The sequence below is a fragment of the Sorlinia euscelidii genome (assembly GCF_036452135.1).
GTDB lineage: Bacteria > Pseudomonadota > Alphaproteobacteria > Acetobacterales > Acetobacteraceae > Sorlinia > Sorlinia euscelidii.
In genome coordinates, this window is record NZ_JAWJZZ010000005.1 from 22515 (window position 1) to 38326 (window position 15812).

General features: G+C 59.1%; 16 protein-coding genes. 13 read left to right on the forward strand and 3 right to left on the reverse strand.

The genetic code is table 11. The features are described 5' to 3' along the window. Positions 1–60 precede the first annotated feature (60 nt). From CGLAMM_RS09910 to CGLAMM_RS09945, 8 genes are all read left to right on the forward strand, one after another. A complete protein-coding gene (locus CGLAMM_RS09910; RefSeq protein WP_394819126.1) occupies positions 61–1398 on the forward strand; it encodes a UDP-glucose dehydrogenase family protein in 1338 nt (445 codons plus the stop codon). Positions 1399–1602: 204 nt separating this feature from the next. Continuing rightward, the gene (locus tag CGLAMM_RS09915; protein ID WP_394819127.1) at positions 1603–3000 is read left to right on the forward strand and encodes a hypothetical protein; all 1398 of its coding nucleotides are present in this window, start codon (positions 1603–1605) and stop codon (positions 2998–3000) included. Between the two features lie 277 nt (positions 3001–3277). Beyond that, positions 3278–4012, forward strand: a complete 735-nt coding sequence (locus CGLAMM_RS09920; RefSeq protein WP_394819707.1) for an MlaE family ABC transporter permease — start codon at positions 3278–3280, stop codon at positions 4010–4012. Beyond that, positions 4009–4797: an ABC transporter ATP-binding protein gene (locus CGLAMM_RS09925; protein ID WP_394819128.1), complete on the forward strand. Its 789-nt coding sequence runs from the start codon at positions 4009–4011 to the stop codon at positions 4795–4797. Before CGLAMM_RS09920 ends, CGLAMM_RS09925 begins: the two co-directional genes overlap by 4 nt. Before the next feature lie 70 nt (positions 4798–4867). After that, positions 4868–6286, forward strand: a complete 1419-nt coding sequence (gene radA, locus CGLAMM_RS09930; protein ID WP_394819129.1) for a DNA repair protein RadA — start codon at positions 4868–4870, stop codon at positions 6284–6286. Between the two features lie 15 nt (positions 6287–6301). After that, a complete protein-coding gene (locus tag CGLAMM_RS09935; RefSeq protein ID WP_394819130.1) occupies positions 6302–6916 on the forward strand; it encodes an IMPACT family protein in 615 nt (204 codons plus the stop codon). Positions 6917–7217: 301 nt separating this feature from the next. Beyond that, positions 7218–7979: an SDR family NAD(P)-dependent oxidoreductase gene (locus tag CGLAMM_RS09940; RefSeq protein WP_394819131.1), complete on the forward strand. Its 762-nt coding sequence runs from the start codon at positions 7218–7220 to the stop codon at positions 7977–7979. Next, positions 7969–8964 carry a PPK2 family polyphosphate kinase gene (locus CGLAMM_RS09945; RefSeq protein ID WP_394819132.1) on the forward strand — a complete coding sequence of 332 codons (996 nt, stop codon included), beginning with the start codon at positions 7969–7971 and terminating at the stop codon, positions 8962–8964. Before CGLAMM_RS09940 ends, CGLAMM_RS09945 begins: the two co-directional genes overlap by 11 nt. 230 nt (positions 8965–9194) lie before the next feature. Here CGLAMM_RS09945 and CGLAMM_RS09950 read toward each other — a convergent pair whose 3' ends face one another. Beyond that, complete coding sequence (locus CGLAMM_RS09950) at positions 9195–9950, reverse strand: DsbA family protein (RefSeq protein WP_394819133.1); 756 nt, start codon at positions 9948–9950, stop codon at positions 9195–9197. Positions 9951–10270: 320 nt separating this feature from the next. Here CGLAMM_RS09950 and CGLAMM_RS09955 point away from each other — a divergent pair, with 320 nt between their 5' ends. The 5 genes from CGLAMM_RS09955 to CGLAMM_RS09975 all read left to right on the forward strand — a co-directional run bounded on the left by CGLAMM_RS09955 (position 10271) and on the right by CGLAMM_RS09975 (position 13966). Beyond that, entirely contained in the window at positions 10271–10645 is a 375-nt protein-coding gene (locus CGLAMM_RS09955) for a gamma-glutamyltransferase (protein WP_418115648.1), read from the forward strand. Beyond that, on the forward strand, positions 10642–11298 hold the full coding sequence (locus tag CGLAMM_RS09960) for a gamma-glutamyltransferase (protein ID WP_418115678.1): 657 nt from the start codon (positions 10642–10644) through the stop codon (positions 11296–11298). The genes CGLAMM_RS09955 and CGLAMM_RS09960 overlap by 4 nt, the downstream gene beginning before the upstream one ends. Then, positions 11262–11696 carry a hypothetical protein gene (locus tag CGLAMM_RS09965; RefSeq protein ID WP_418115649.1) on the forward strand — a complete coding sequence of 145 codons (435 nt, stop codon included), beginning with the start codon at positions 11262–11264 and terminating at the stop codon, positions 11694–11696. Before CGLAMM_RS09960 ends, CGLAMM_RS09965 begins: the two co-directional genes overlap by 37 nt. A 55-nt stretch (positions 11697–11751) precedes the next feature. Continuing rightward, positions 11752–12789 carry a recombinase RecA gene (gene recA / locus CGLAMM_RS09970; RefSeq protein ID WP_394819134.1) on the forward strand — a complete coding sequence of 346 codons (1038 nt, stop codon included), beginning with the start codon at positions 11752–11754 and terminating at the stop codon, positions 12787–12789. Between the two features lie 271 nt (positions 12790–13060). After that, positions 13061–13966, forward strand: a complete 906-nt coding sequence (locus CGLAMM_RS09975) for a DMT family transporter (RefSeq protein ID WP_394819135.1) — start codon at positions 13061–13063, stop codon at positions 13964–13966. A gap of 112 nt (positions 13967–14078) precedes the next feature. On the opposite strand, the gene CGLAMM_RS09980 is transcribed toward CGLAMM_RS09975, so the two are convergent. Both CGLAMM_RS09980 and CGLAMM_RS09985 read right to left on the reverse strand, forming a co-directional pair. Continuing rightward, complete coding sequence (locus tag CGLAMM_RS09980; protein ID WP_394819136.1) at positions 14079–15068, reverse strand: ferritin-like domain-containing protein; 990 nt, start codon at positions 15066–15068, stop codon at positions 14079–14081. A 20-nt stretch (positions 15069–15088) separates the two neighbouring features. Next, positions 15089–15778: an ATP-dependent Clp protease proteolytic subunit gene (locus CGLAMM_RS09985; RefSeq protein ID WP_394819137.1), complete on the reverse strand. Its 690-nt coding sequence runs from the start codon at positions 15776–15778 to the stop codon at positions 15089–15091. Positions 15779–15812 lie beyond the last annotated feature (34 nt).

Here is a 15812-nt window from a genome sequence, read left to right on the forward strand (position 1 = left end):
GGCCCGGCAGGGTAAAAAGCGCCAAGGCGCTGAATATCCGGGCAAACAGGGGAAGGTGCAATGCGCGTTGCAATGATCGGTGGCGGTTATGTCGGCCTTGTTTCCGGTGCCTGTTTTGCCGATTTCGGCAGTTCGGTCACGGTGGTCGAGCGTGATCCCGCCAAACTTGCCATGCTGCGTGACCATAAAATTCCGATCTACGAACCGAGTCTGGATCAGATCGTGGCGCGGAATGTCCAGGCCGGGCGACTCGCTTTCACAGCGGATCTTAAAAGCGCGGTCGATGGAGCGGATGTCGTCTTCATTGCGGTGGGCACGCCGACCCGACGGGGCGGCGGCCATGCGGACCTCACGGCTGTCTATGAGGCGGCGCGCGCGGTCGCGAAGGCTGCAACCGCGCCGCTGATTGTCGTGACCAAGTCAACGGTGCCGGTCGGCACAGGGCGCGAAGTGGCGCGTATTTTACGTGAGACGCGACCGGATGTTCGTTTTGACGTGGCGTCAAATCCGGAATTCCTGCGGGAAGGAAACGCCATCACCGATTTTACTGAACCAGACCGCGTCGTCATCGGGATTGATCTGCTCGATACGGAAGGCGCGGCGCGGGCAGAGGCATCCATGCGTCAGGTCTATGCGCCGCTGGTGGCAAAAAACACGCCTTTCCGTTTCGTTTCGCGCGAGTCCGCTGAGCTCGCAAAATACGCCTCAAATGCCTTCCTCGCCATGAAAGTCGCTTTCGTGAATGAAATGGCTGATCTGAGTGAAAAGACCGGCGCAGATATTGCGGAGGTCGCGGGGTGCATGGGGCTTGATCGCCGTATCGGCGACAAATTCTTACGCGCGGGGCCGGGTTTCGGCGGGTCATGCTTCCCGAAAGATACGCGCGCGCTCGCGGCGATTGCTCAGGATGCCGGCGTGCCGTCGCGCCTTGTGGAGGCGACGATTGCCGCGAATGAATATCGTAAGGAAGCGGTGGCGCGCCGTATTCTTGCGCTGGCAGGGGGTGAAATCGCGGGTAAAGTGGTCGCCCTGCTGGGACTGACTTTCAAGCCTGACACAGATGACATGCGTGAGGCAACGTCATTACCCGTCATGCGCAATCTGTTGACTTACGGCGCGCGCATCCAGGCTTTTGACCCGGAGGGCATGGCGCACGCGAAATCGATGGTAACCGGCGATGTCACCTTTATGCCGACAGCGCGCGATGCCATCGAGGGAAGCGATATTCTTGTTCTGCTGACAGAATGGGATGATTTCCGGAAACTCGAACCGCAGGACGTGATGGCCGCCATGCGCGGCAATATCATCCTCGACATGCGCGATATATGGGACGGGTCTGCTTTTACCGCGGCGGGCGCGGTTTATCACGCAGTCGGGCGGGCTCGCACCGCGCCGTGATAAGACATCGCCCTCCCCGCTCTGATTTTATATGAAATATCGGTTTTACACGTGGCCGCGCGTTGCCGCCTTGGCAGCAACGTGGCATCATTAAGGGAATATGGGAGGCAGGCCTGAGCGGCTGCATTGCCGTCTGGTCACCGGGCAGCATGTTGATGCAGGTTGCGAAGGCTTTTTAAGTTGGCGTTTGATGAGGAAGACGTGATGCCTCGACGGCGTAGCCTCGTTTTGATTCCAGAGTTCAGGATCCGTCGTGCCGGGGTCGCCGTGCTTCTGGGTGGCCTTGTGATGTCACATCCCATATGGCAGGGGCGGGCCTTTGCGCAGGACTCATCCAGCTGGACGGTGGCAGAGCTTGACCTGAGCCTCCCATGCTTTGATCGTGTCGCGATCCAGGTCGATCCGACGCACCCGCGCGCCGTCGCCATTGAGGGGCCGCGTCATGGCGTGACCGTGTCATCCCGGGTCATGCAGGACCAGGGTGCATCGCGCGTGGCGCTTACCGCGCCGGCATGTCAGGCCGGGCATGGTCACAGCACGCTGTCACTGCGTGTCGGTGGGGATGTCGGTGTGACATTGCATGACAGTCCGCATACACGCTTCGTCATGAGCGGGCGTCTGGCATCGCTGGAGGCAAATCTGTCGGATGGTTCGGTTTCCGCGGTGGAAATTGCGTCCCTCGATATCAGCATCCATGGGTCGCAGAATGTTGCGATCGGACGATTGGAGCGCGCCGGGCAGGTCACTGCTAACGGCGCTGCGCGGCTTACCGTCAGAGAGGCCGCCCTCGACGCGCTCTCCGCGACATTGTCCGACCATGCTTCATTGCAGATCGATGGCGGCAAGATTGTCGCTCTGACGCTCACGACGCAAGATGCCGCCTCTGCCCATGTAAATGGGTCGCTCGATACAGCCATTGTGACGGCGAACGGTTCCGGTGCGATATCCCTGCCGCTCACGACCGCCCCGCTCGTGCGACATGGGACGGGAAGCATCATTCAGTCGAAGCCGGTGGAGGTGGTCGCGACGAAACCCGATAAGGTTCAATCGATTGAATCCAAAGGAGATAACTCCAGATCTGACGTTTTTATCAAAACGACCGTCGCAAACGATGTTCCAACTCAGGACGACGCGACATCACGCGCTGCCGAGACCTCCAGCATTGTGCCCCAGGCTTCATCAAGCCCTGCTTCATCCCAGGATAACGGATCGCCGATCAACGCACCGGCGACGTCGGCTGTTGCGCCGGTCTGGAATGTGGTGCCGACGACAAGCACGTTACCCGCTGTCAAGGCCATGCCGGGCGAGGCCATGATGCCGCAGGCCCTCCCCGACACGGCGCGCCACGACGCGAAACCTGCGCAGCAAAGTGATGGAAAATCCGGGATGGTAACTAACGGCGCTGCGCGCGCGAACCCTGGAAGCGCCCCGACGTCAGAGCCTGCGGGTCACAAAGATTCAGCGCCGGTCACGGGGAAGGGGGAGGCAACACATGTGAACGCGCCGCAAACCCCGCCCTCATCCGCGCCCAAGAAATCTGTCACAGCGGTAGAGACGCCCCAGGCTGATGACGCGGACAGCAAGGCGGCATCGACCCGATAGTAAATGACTGAAGCGCGGACGCCGGACTGCCCTCCTCAACATGAACCGGGCAGAAACTTCTTTAGAAACATGGCTGATACATGCACCATATATCGCGTGATCATGCGTCTCCCAGCGTATTAAGGCGTTGAGGGGCTGACGCGTCATTGAGTTTATTTTGCTGCAGGCTTTGACGTCGTCGCGCGGGCGCGTTAGGGCTAAACGGCATCTCGACTTGAAATGGGGAAACATCATTCTCACCGACTTTGTCTCAGCAATCGGGCGCGCAACCATTTCCATGGTGCGTCACGCTGGCGCTCTCGCCATTTTCGCCGGGGGCGGGCTTAGCGGCCTCTTAAGACGACCGTTTTACTGGCGGGTTTTTCTGACGAATTTCTTCGAGATCGCTTATTATTCACTTCCCGTCGTGGCCTTGACGGCGATCTTCTCCGGCGGGGTGATCGCGCTGCAATCTTATACTGGTTTTGCGCAATATCACGCGCAGGGCGCCATTGGCGGCATTGTGGTCCTCGCCGTCACGCGGGAGTTAGGGCCCGTCCTGGCCGGGCTGATGGTCGCGGGGCGCGTCGGCGCGGCGATGGCGGCTGAAATCGGGACGATGCGCGTCACGGACCAGATCGACGCGCTTAAAACCCTTGCCGTTGAACCAATGCGTTACCTTGTGACGCCGCGCCTGCTGGCCGCAACCTTGGCCCTGCCCCTGCTTGTTCTGATCGGGGACGTGTTGGGTGTCCTGGGTGGCTTCGTCGTTTCGGTCTATAAATTAGGGTTTGACCCCGCCTCTTACGTTGTGACGACGCTGAATGTGGTCACCGCGCTGGATGTCTGGGTCGGGCTGGCGAAAGCCGCCGTCTTCGGGTTTCTCATCGCCTTGCTGGGGTGTTATCACGGTTACAGCAGTCGCGGCGGGGCAGAGGGCGTCGGCGCGGCGACGACAGCCGCTGTTGTCGGGGCTTCCATTCTGCTGCTGGCCTTCGATTACCTTCTGACAGATCTGTTTTTTGACCAATGACATCTCAACCTAAAATCCGCGTGCGCGGCCTTACGAAACGCTTTGGCGATAAAATCGTGCTGGATGGCATTGATCTTGACATCGCGCGAGGCACGTCCTTCGTTGTGATTGGTGGGTCGGGTAGTGGCAAATCCGTCCTGCTGCGCTGCATACTTGGCCTGCTGACGCCGGATGAAGGGGTCATTGAGATCGATGGGGAAAATCTCCTGACCTCCACCCGCGCCCGCCGACGGGAGCTTGTGGCGCAGATCGGGATGTTGTTTCAGAACTCGGCGCTGTTCGACAGTATGAGCGTGCGGGACAATATCGTCTTCGGGCTGATGGCGAAGGGGCGCGTTGCCCGTCAGCGCCCGACCCGCAGCGAGGCGGCCCGCCAGGCGGGGGATATTTTAAGGCAGGTCGGGCTGGACCCGTCCGTCGGGTGCCTGTCCCCCTCGGAATTATCGGGCGGCATGCAGAAGCGTGTTGGCCTGGCCCGCGCCATTGCGGGCACGCCGGACATTTTGTTTTTTGATGAACCCACGACCGGGCTGGACCCGATTACGGGCGCGATTATTGATGAATTGATCGTCGATTGTGTGAAGCGCCTTGGCTGCACGGCGCTCGCCATCACGCATGATATGGCGTCAGCCCAGCGCATCGGTGATAAGGCGGCCATGCTTTATAATGGGCGGCTCGTCTGGCAGGGGCCGGCATCGAAGCTGCTGGAGAGCGGCAATGCGATGGTCGATCAGTTCACCCATGGTCGGACAGAAGGGCCGATCAAAATGGAATTGCGGCGTTAAACCCATGCGCCTCCGTTAAAAGGGGCTGACGCGACAATCCGGGATGCGGTGCGAAAGGATGTGACGGCTCATGGCAAAAAAACCCTCTGCTCGGTTTGTCTGCCGAGAATGTGGCGCCGTTTCGCCAAAATGGTCCGGCAGGTGCGATATATGCGGGGCCTGGAACAGTATTGAGGAAGAATCGGCTGAGCCCACCGCGCGCGCGCGGCGCGGCAATACCCATGTCGGGCAGCTCCAGGTCACGCAGCTTGATGGCGATACCGCCCCGCCACCACGCGTCGAAACGCAGATGGCGGAGTTTGATCGTGTCCTCGGCGGCGGGCTTGTGCCTGGTTCGGTCGTGCTGATTGGTGGGGATCCGGGCATTGGCAAAAGCACGTTGCTGCTTCAGGCGACATGTGCCCTCTCTCAGGCCGGTAAGAAAGTCATTTATGTCTCCGGAGAGGAGGCGGTTGACCAGATCCGCCTCCGCGCGCGCCGCCTCAACCTCGCCGCGCCGAAACTTGACCTTGCCGCAAGTATCAACGTTGCGGAAATCTCCGCAAAGCTGGAGCATGATCGTGACCATCAGGTCGTCGTAATTGACTCGATTCAAACGATGTGGCTCGACACGGTGGAAAGCGCCCCCGGCTCCGTCGCGCAGGTGCGGGCCAGCGCGTTTGAATTGATCCGTCTCGCAAAAACAGTGGGGTTTTCGCTGATCCTCGTCGGCCACGTCACCAAAGAGGGCGCGCTGGCCGGGCCGCGCGTGCTGGAGCACATGGTGGATGCCGTCATGTATTTTGAAGGGGACCGCGGCCATCAATTTCGTATTTTGCGCGCGGCGAAAAACCGTTTCGGCGCGACGGATGAAATCGGGGTTTTCGCGATGACAGATGTGGGCCTTGTTGAGGTGCCGAATCCTTCCGCGCTCTTTCTGGCGGAGCGGCGCGGCAATATTGCAGGCTCCGCCGTCTTTGCCGGGATGGAGGGGACGCGCCCCGTCCTGCTGGAAATTCAGGCCCTCGTCTCCCCCAAAGCCGGAGATGGCGCGCCGCGTCGCGCGGTGGTGGGATGGGATTCCGGTCGTCTCAATATGCTTCTCGCGGTGATGGAAGCGCGTTGCGGCCTGCGCTTTGCGGGGATGGACGTGCATCTCAATATCGCGGGCGGGCTGCGTGTGACGGAGCCCGCAGCGGATCTCGCCGTTGCCGCGGCTTTGATTTCCGCCCTTTCGGGCAAGCCAACCTCCGCAGGCACGAGTTATTTTGGTGAGGTCGGATTATCCGGCGAGGTGCGTCAGGTGGCGCAGGCCGATCTGCGCCTCAAGGAAGCCGCGAAGCTCGGCTTTGATGCGGCCGTTCTGCCCCGGCGCAGCTCTGCCGCCGCGAAACGCGCCAAACCGCCGGAGGGGCTGTCGATCCATGAGTTCGGCCATCTGAGTGATCTCGTTGCGCGGTTCATTTCGCCTTCCGAAGCCGTGGAGGCGGTAAAGGTTGAAGCGACTTGAAAATGACGCTGTTCAATGACGCCCCGCATGGCGGATGACGCGCAGAAATGGCGTTTACGCGCGCCGATACAGTTTGAGACGACGGTCAGGAAAAGCGTCTTCCGCGCCCATGCCGCGCCGGTGGCGTCGGAGGATGAGGCGATGGCGTTTATCGAGTCTCATCTCGTGCCCGACGCCACGCATAATTGCTGGGCGTGGCTGGTCTCGCCACGTTACCGGATGTTTGATGATGGTGAACCCGGTGGCACAGCGGGCCGCCCGATCCTGACCGCGATTGAGGGGCAGGGCTTTGAAAATGTGGTGGTCCTGGTCATACGGTGGTTTGGGGGCATCAAACTGGGCGCCGGGGGTTTGATACGGGCCTATGGCGGGGCGGCATCCCAGTGCCTGCGCGCGGGCGACGCCACATTCTGGGTGAAGAAAACGCGCATTGCGTGTCGCATACCTTTCAATATTCTCCCCATCATCCAGGCACGACTGGCGGGTTGGGAGGCTGACAGCCTGGAACAGACGTTTGAAGCGGAAGGTGTCAGAATCTGCCTCGCTGTGCCGGATGCCGTGCTTGCGGAGGTGACGACCGTCATGCGCGACCTGACTCGAGGCGATATCGCCTTCACTTACCCCGAATAGGCGGCGCTGACACTGGCAGATGGCGCTACCTGGCGCGTCGCGTCCGACAAGATAATAAAGAAGGCGTTATGACGGAATATTGATGGCCGGAAAAACAATATTATCGGCGGCGCTGCGCCGACCGGGCGCGAATAGCGGGTTGAGCATCAGGATTTTTACTGGTTAAAGTTTGTTATGACACAGCAAGTCCCGTCGATCGGGGGAGATGTCTCCAGATCAGGCAAGCTCATTTGAAAGCGATTTGACGCGTCCAAGGCCCGCGCGCAGATTAGTCTCAACAAACCCAACGGAGCAGCAGAGAATGACGACGGCTTTGGTGACAGGCGCAAGTGCAGGTTTCGGGCGGGAGATCGCGCGGCGCCTCGTGCGGGAGGGGATGCGGGTCATCGGTGTTGCGCGTCGTGCGGCACGTCTTGATGCGCTGGCGGCGGAATTAGGTGCGTCTTTTCTGCCCGTCTCATGCGACATGCGCGACGTCTCGGCCCTTTCGGATTTTCAGAGTTCCCTGCCCGCGTCCTGGCGCGACATCGACATCCTCATTAATAATGCGGGCCTCGCTCTGGGCATCTCGAAAGCGCAGGAGAGCCGTTGGGCGGATTGGGCGCAGATGATTGAAACCAACGTGACGGGCCTCACGGCGCTCACCCACGCGCTTCTCCCCGGCATGGTGGCGCGGCGGCGCGGGCATATCGTCATGATGGGAAGTATTGCCGGGCGCTATCCTTATCAAGGCGGCAATGTTTACGGCGCGACGAAAGCCTACGTGGCGCAATTTGCTGCCAATCTGCGGACGGATCTGCTCGGCCTGCCCATTCGCGTCACGAATATTGCGCCCGGTTTGTGCGGCGGCAGTGAATTCAGCGCCGTGCGCATGGCGGATGCTGAAGCCGCGGCCGCTGTCTATGCGGGGACGACGCCGATCACCCCCATCGATATTGCTGAAATCGTCTCGTGGGTGGTGCAGCAACCCGCTCACGTCAATGTCAACGAGATTGAAGTCATGCCCGTCTGTCAGGCGGCGGGTGGCCTCGCAATTGACCGGAGCACAAACCATGTTGACTGATAAAGAAGCGCGCCAGCTCTCATTGAAATACAGGATTGAGGACGGGAAAACATTCAACCTCCGTCACTTTGACCCCGCCGAGCATGGCGACTTCTCTAAGCATGACGCCAAAGCCTGGATGCGTAAGCGAAAGAAGCGCCTTGCCGCGTTCCAGGAAGCGATGGCCGCCGGGAAGACGCAATCCGTGCTGATGATCCTGCAGGGCATGGATGCAGCGGGAAAGGATGGCGTGATCCGTCATGTGATGGGGGGCATTAATCCGCAGGGTGCGCGCGTATCCGGCTTCAAACAGCCAACGCCGGTAGAGCGTGACCACGGATATCTATGGCGCGTTTCCCGCGCGACTCCCTTATTGGGCGAGATCGGTATCTTCAACCGCAGCTACTATGAAGACGTGCTGGTTGCCCGCGTGCATAAGGAAAATCTGGACCGCCGCGGACTGGCCGGTAATCCCGACGACCCGACATTCTGGGACGATCGTTTGCGGGATATCCGGCATTTTGAGACTTATCTGCACCGGCAGAACGTGCATATCGTCAAAATCATGCTTCATATCTCGCCTGAAGAGCAGCAGCGACGCCTTTTGAGACGCTTGGAAAGGCCGGAAAAACTCTGGAAATTTTCAGCGAGTGATTTTAAGGAGCGCGGCTACTGGAACGCCTATCAGGACGCTTATGCGGCTGCGATTGCCGGTTCGGCTACAGCGCAGGCGCCCTGGTACGTGGTGCCGTCTGATAAGAAGTGGTTCTCCCGTCTGATCGTCCTTGAAGCGCTGATCGATGTGTTTGAGCGCCATCCGCCCCGCATGCCGGAAGCGGCGCCCGAAATCGTCAAAAATCTGGAGGTGCTGAAAAAGGCGCTGAAGGAGAGTGAAATCCCTAAAAAAGGTATTACGAGGCCGGAGAAACTTCTGCCCGCGATGAATGCGTCGCGAAAGCGCACTGCATCGCCGGGTCGCAAGGTGCTGGCCCAGAAAGTGACGTGACGCTTTTTACGCGGCGATATTTCTCGTTATCGCGTGGCGCATCGCCCTGACCGTCGGGGGTGGTGTTTTATGGGAAATCGGGCGCATGGCGATGAGCCCCCCCTGCGGGGAGAGACACGCTTTCATAAGTGGGGACAGCTGCGCCCTGTAAAAGTCGTGCCTTCGGGGCGGTGGCGCTGCATTCAGATGCACGCTCGGCTCTCGGTGCGGTCAGCGCGCCTTGCCGACGGTCACTTCTTCCGCAGGGCGCGGACTTCGTTCATGATGTCACTCTCCGACATATAGCCGGGCACGACGCGTTTGTGATTGAAGATGAAAGTCGGCGTGCCGGACAAGTCAATATCGCGTGCCTGATCCAGATTAACCTGAATGGCGGCAATGACTTCCTTGCGCGACATGTCCCGGATCAGACGATCTGCATCCAGTCCGTTCTGTTGCGCAATATCGTGTAAATAGCTGTCTGTCGGCGTCGCATTATCCGTCATCAGGGCGCGCTTCATTTTTTCATAGCCGCCCTGCAGTGCGGCGGCGATGATCGCGCGCGCCGCTGTGACGCTTTTATCGCTCAGCACGGGCACGATTTTTTCAACAAAACGGATATTTTTGTCTTTTTTCAGCAAGGCGTCGATGACGGGGATCGCCCGCTTGCAATAACCGCATCGCGGGTCAAAAAATTCAACGATCGTGACATCCCCATGGGGGTTGCCGCGCACGGCGTAAGCGGGTGCGTTTTCGAGCGCATCCTTCTGCGCATCCAACTGGCTGGCCGTTTCAGAACGCTGCTGTTCCTGCGCTTTGGATTTGAGGCTGACAATGGCGTCACCGAGGATCGTCGGATCATCCTTCAGGGCCTGACGCAAGATTTTCACGACTTCCTGACGTTGCGCCGGTGTGAACGTGTCCTGCTGCGGCGCGGCACAGGCGAGGCCGCCCGGGAAAAACGGTGCGAGGAATAAGGCCGGGATGGCGGTCAAAGGACGACGCATTACGATCCTTGCTTTTAACGGGAGGAGGAATATTTATGTGCCTTGCAGCACAGCGCAATTTTGTTATGAACGGGCCCAGTTTAGCCCATTTACCGGCGACAAGCAAAAACATCCGGCGCGCAGCGTGAGTTTAAGTTGCCGACCGGCGCGTACGCCGTTAGACCTGACTCTGTCGGGTGGAGAGCGCACGCGGACCTGCCTGGGCCGGGAACCAGCTTTTTACTGAGTCCCTGCCGGATTTATCTGTCATAGCCAGGAGAGAAGCCTCGGTGAAGTTCGTAGCGCCTGCACCTTCAGATCGAATTTCCGCCCGAGGGACAATGCGCCGCGCAGTTATGGGCGTGACAAGTCTCTGCGTTGCTTTCGGGGTCGCGGCCTGTCATTCAGCATCCCCGATCGGCCATGCGCTCTTCGGTCATACAACGCCGGAACTCCCCTCCCAATTCGGGTCCGTCGCGGCCGATGAGCCGCGCGCGGCGATAATCGGGCGTGATGTTCTGCTGGCGGGTGGTAATGCGGCGGATGCCGCGGCCGCCATGGCGCTGACCTTATCCGTCACCCTGCCTTCCCGCGCGTCTCTGGGCGGTGGGGGCGCCTGCCTCATCGCCCGTTCCGGTCAGAAGCCGCAAGCCGTGACTTTCATGCCCGTCGCGGGGGCGGTGCAGGGGCGTCGCGACCCGCCGCCGTGCCCATGATGCTGCGCGGCATTTACCGCCTGCAGCGCGATCACGGGCAGATCCAGTTTGAAGACCTCATGGTGCCCGCCATTACATTGGCGGAACGCGGGATAAGTGTCAGCCCGCGCCTGGCGGAAGATCTTCAGGCTGTGCACGGCGCTCTTTTCGCCGATGATGCCGCGCGAAGCATCTTCATGCGGGGGGAGGACACACCTCTCAAAAAAGGTGATCGACTGGTGCAGCCGCGCCTCGCACGGTTTCTGGAGCGCACGCGCCGCATGGGGGTCGGGGATTTCTATAATGGCGCTTTAGGGACGTTTTTCCTCACGGAAGCCAATCTTGCCGGCGGGGGCTTGAGCCGCGCCGCGATGCGGGATGCTTTACCGGCGGTGCAGACCCCGATCCGCGTGCAGGAAAAAGATCATATCGTCTGGTTTCTGCCGCCCCCAGCCGATGGCGGCCTTGGGGCGGCTGTGGCGCTTCGGGGGCAGGGTCGGCGCAGGCGGCTGTGGCGGCCTGGCGTGCAACACCGTCCGCGCAGGCCGATGCGGCTTCCGCCCAAGCCTGGGTGGATCAGGCGCAGAATTTTTCGGGCGCATTACCGGCGCTTCCCGCATCAACATCTTTTACAGTCATGGATCGATCCGGCGGAGCCGTGGCGTGCAGCCTGACAAATAACAACCTTTTCGGCACGGGGCGTGTCGCGGCCCTGACCGGTATCGTGTTGGCACGGTCACCCGAGACCACACCGCAACCCATGCTGAGCGCGGCCATCGTGACGCGCCGGAAGCAGGTGCGCGCCGCATTGGCGAGTTCCGGCCAGAATGACGCCGCGGATGCCCTGGCCAATTCTGTCAGAGCCGTCAGTGGAGGGGCGACACCGGCCCCGGAGACGGCACAGGGGCGCGTCAATCTGTCTCGTTGTGACGGACAGGCCTGCATCGCGCAGACTGACCCAAGGGGCTTGGCCTGGCGCTCAGCGAGACCACGGCAAAGACGCCGTGATGCGGCAAATAAATCGTTAAAGTTTAGCTTGCGATTAAACTTTTTTGTTCGTATTTTGTTCTAAAGTTGTTGATCCGGTGCAGCTTGGTGGATCAGCCTAAGGAAAGGGATTGACCAGGATGGACAAAAACAAGGCTCTGGAAGGCGCATTAAGTCAGATTGAGCGTGCTTTTGGCAAGGGCTCCATCATGCGTATGGGTCAACGCCCGCATGAGCAGGTTGATGTGATCTCAACAGGCTCGCTTTCCCTGGATATTGCGCTCGGCATTGGCGGGCTGCCACGCGGCCGGATTATTGAAATTTATGGGCCGGAAAGCTCCGGCAAGACGACGCTCGCGCTCCACGCCATTGCGGAAGCCCAGAAGAAGGGCGGCGTTTGTGCCTTCGTGGATGCGGAGCACGCGCTTGATCCGGGTTATGCACGCAAATTGGGCGTCGACCTTGATAACCTCCTCCTCAGCCAGCCTGATGCAGGTGAGCAGGCATTGGAAATCGCGGATACGCTCGTGCGTTCCGGCGCGGTGGATGTGCTGGTGGTGGATTCTGTTGCGGCCCTCGTCCCGAGGGCGGAGCTTGAAGGCGATATGGGGGATAGTCATGTCGGCCTCCATGCAAGATTAATGAGTCAGGCCCTGCGGAAATTGACGGGCACAGTCTCCCGCTCCAATACAATGGTGATTTTCCTCAACCAGATCCGCATGAAAATCGGCGTCATGTTCGGTAATCCAGAGACGACGACGGGCGGGAATGCACTGAAATTCTACGCGTCCGTGCGGCTGGATATCCGTCGGATCGGTGCGATCAAGGAACGTGACGAGGTGACGGGAAATCAGACACGCGTCAAGGTCGTCAAAAATAAAATGGCGCCGCCTTTCAAGCAGGTCGAATTTGACATCATGTATGGTGAGGGCATCAGCAAAACCGGTGAATTGATTGATCTCGGCGTCAAAGCCAATATCGTTGAGAAGTCGGGTGCCTGGTTCTCTTATGATAGTCAGCGTGTCGGGCAGGGGCGGGAAAATGCCAAGCAATTTCTGCGCGACCATCCTGAGGTTGCGGCGGATATAGAGCGGCGCATCCGGGATCAGGCGGGTGTTGTCTCTGAAGCTATGATGGGCACGCCGGAAGAGGAAACGGAGGCCGTTGAAGGGGAATAAATTCCCGTCCCTCACAAAGGTCGGCGCTGTTTAACGTGATAAGCGCGCTTTGAGCGCCCGCAATTCTGTCCTCATGCCATGGGGTGTACGCGGCTGTCCTAGGGGCACGTCGTTGTGCGCTGAAATCATTGAGACCATTTTAGTCCCCGCCTTGCGTCATGGCGTGAGAGGTTCAGGCCGGCTCGCCATGTAAGAGAATTATGGTGCATGCCTGTAAGCACCGCCGCGCCTGAATGTTTTATCTCTGAAACCAAACGAAATAAGGTGAGATATGACGATGCCGACAAGTCCACGCCTGGCTGCGCTGATCTGCGTCATTTTATGGAGCATGATTGCCGTCGTTGCGAAGACCGGTCAATCCAGGCTCGATTTTTACCAGTTTCTATTTCTTTCCAACGTCATCTCCCTTTTTGCAGTGGGCGCCGCCTGCCTCGTGGCGGGGCGGCACGTTGGTCGTATTTTGCGTCCGGGATGGCGCGGCATTTACCTTCCCGGAATCCTTGGCATATTGGATTGTCTTTTTTACCTGGCCCTTTATCGAGGCTATGCGCGCTCAAACGGTGTCATCGTCCTTGTTGCGCAATATAGCTGGCCGCTTATGATCGTCCTTTTATCATCACTTCGGGACGCGCAATGGCCGGGTCGCGTCAAACTTCTCGGTCTCGCCGTGGGCAGTTTCGCTTTTCTCATTGCGGTGACAAAGGGCCATTTGACGTCACTCAATATTTCGGACCCGATATCCATCCTGATCGTGCTGGCCGGCGCTTTCTGCTTTGCACTCATGTCGACCCTCAGCAGAAATTTCGTCTCCGACCCATTTATCGGGACATTCTGGCTGTTTTTCGCGTCAATGATCGGCTCTCTTATCCTCATGATGTCGTGCAGTCAGCTTCCACATCCGGCGGACGTCAGTCTCATTCCCGTCCTTGCAAATGGTGTCTTCATCAATGGTATCTCTTATATCCTCTGGGTTCTCGCTTGTGCCCGAGGTGATGCCAGCGAGACAGCCGCGCTTATATTCCTCTCCCCGATCTTATCGGCAATTTGGCTGGTGATGTTTTTCGGGGAGGTTTTTGTGCCCGCCTATGGCGTTGCCCTCATCCTCGTCCTTATTTCGGGATATCTTTGCATGCTGCCGCAGAAGCGGGTCGGCAGCCCCGCTAAACACCCCTCATGAAGAATATGGGAGGGCGAGCGACCAGGTCCGGCCCCTCATTCAGGGGCCGGACTGATGGGTGGAGAATCATCGAGTGGCGCTGGCAGGGGCGGGGCGCTGGCCGCCGTTCGCTTCAGGCCGCGAGGCGCCGCCTACGCATTTTGCGGCTGATTTTATCCCAGACGCGATAGGCTGTAAGACCCGTACGAACCAGATTGGGCATCGTGGTCGGACGGCGTAAACGATGATCGTAATGCGCGAAACGCCGGTCATTTTCATCCAGACAGAGCTGCATGAGCGCTGGCAGCTTGATGTCAATATCCGTCATTTCTTTCGCGCCACTGACGGTGAAATTATTGTCTTGGGTATATTCGTTGCCGTCCTGGTCCACCGATTTGGCGAGGTCCATGCGTTCATAGGCCAGAAAAGCCCAGACACCCACCACGCGCGCTTCAAACCAGGGGCGTTTCCACCAGGGCATGACGGCGCGATGCCAGGCCAGCCAGTTCGCAAATAAGAGGATATGCCGACATTCCTCCTGCATCACCGGTTCAAATGTCTCAACCAGCTCCATCGGGAAAAGTCCGGCCTGTTCCGCCAGGGCAAAGAGTCCGAAAGCGAAGAAACTATCGACACATTCGGAGAAGCCCGTCACCAGATAGGCCCACTCCGTATCTTTGGGGGTGATGTACGGTGGCTCCGGCGCCATTTTAATGTCATATGCCGCGACGAGGTTCGACAGCACCTCCTTATGGCGATTTTCCTCCCACGCATTGCGTGAGAGCGCATCTTTCATATCTGGGTCATCAATCATATCGGCATAAGCCGCCATGCGCAGCCGCGCTTTCCCCTCTGTCTGGACGGCAATATCCCAGATCGGAAGGGACGTGATGCGTTTCAACGTCACGGGGTCAAGCTCGGGCCATTTGATGACGGAGGGCTTGTACGGATTGAACGTTTCGCGGAACATGTCCGCCACTGCCTTTTTATGCACTGCCGTGCCGGGTTTGAGAGGGCCCTGCACAGGGCTGCTCCAGTGCCGCGCTTCGTAATCCGCTTTGGCGAGCGTCTTCTCCGTTGGTGCATCCGGCAGGTGTGAATAAATTTCTTCAAGCTTACTCATAGAGTGACTTCCCCATCAAATCAGCGCGAGAGCTCTGACATCTGAGAGATGACGCGCGTTACGAGCCCGTAGGAGATCGCCTCTTCAGCTGAAAGCCAGTGATTGCGATCCGTATCCTTGAGGATTTTTTTGTATTCCTGCCCGGTGACCTTGGCGAAAAGGTGATTCAGCCTCTCGCGCATTTTTAAAATTTCCTTCGCCTCAATGTCGATATCCGAGGCCGGTCCCCGCACCCCGCCCGCGGGCTGATGCAGTAGAAAGCGCGTATTCGGAAAGCAGAAGCGGCGGTTACGATGCCCGGCAGCAAATATCAGGGCGCCGGCGGACGCGACCCAACCCGTGCCGATCATATTGATGGGGGCCTTTTCATCCACAAATTTGATGACGTCATGGATCGTGTCACCGCTCTCCACATGGCCTCCGGGTGAATTGACGTAAACATCAATGGGTTTTCCGGACTCGCCTGCCAGAGCGAGAAGGCGCGCCGTGGTTTCCCGCGCAATCTTATCGTCGATCCCGCCGAAAATAAGAACCGTACGCTGCTCAAACAGTTTGTTCTCAACATTGCTCGCGCCCGGGGCGGGGGCGGGTTCCGAATTGCCGCTATCTGGTGCGGCGGGCTCTGGATCAGCCGAACGGATGGAGGTGGAGGAGGCGCCCTTGAGTCGCGCGACATTAAACTGTGAAGGGAAGTCGGATTTTGACTGCATACGCACTGGTCCTATCTCACGGTCGGCGGTTAAG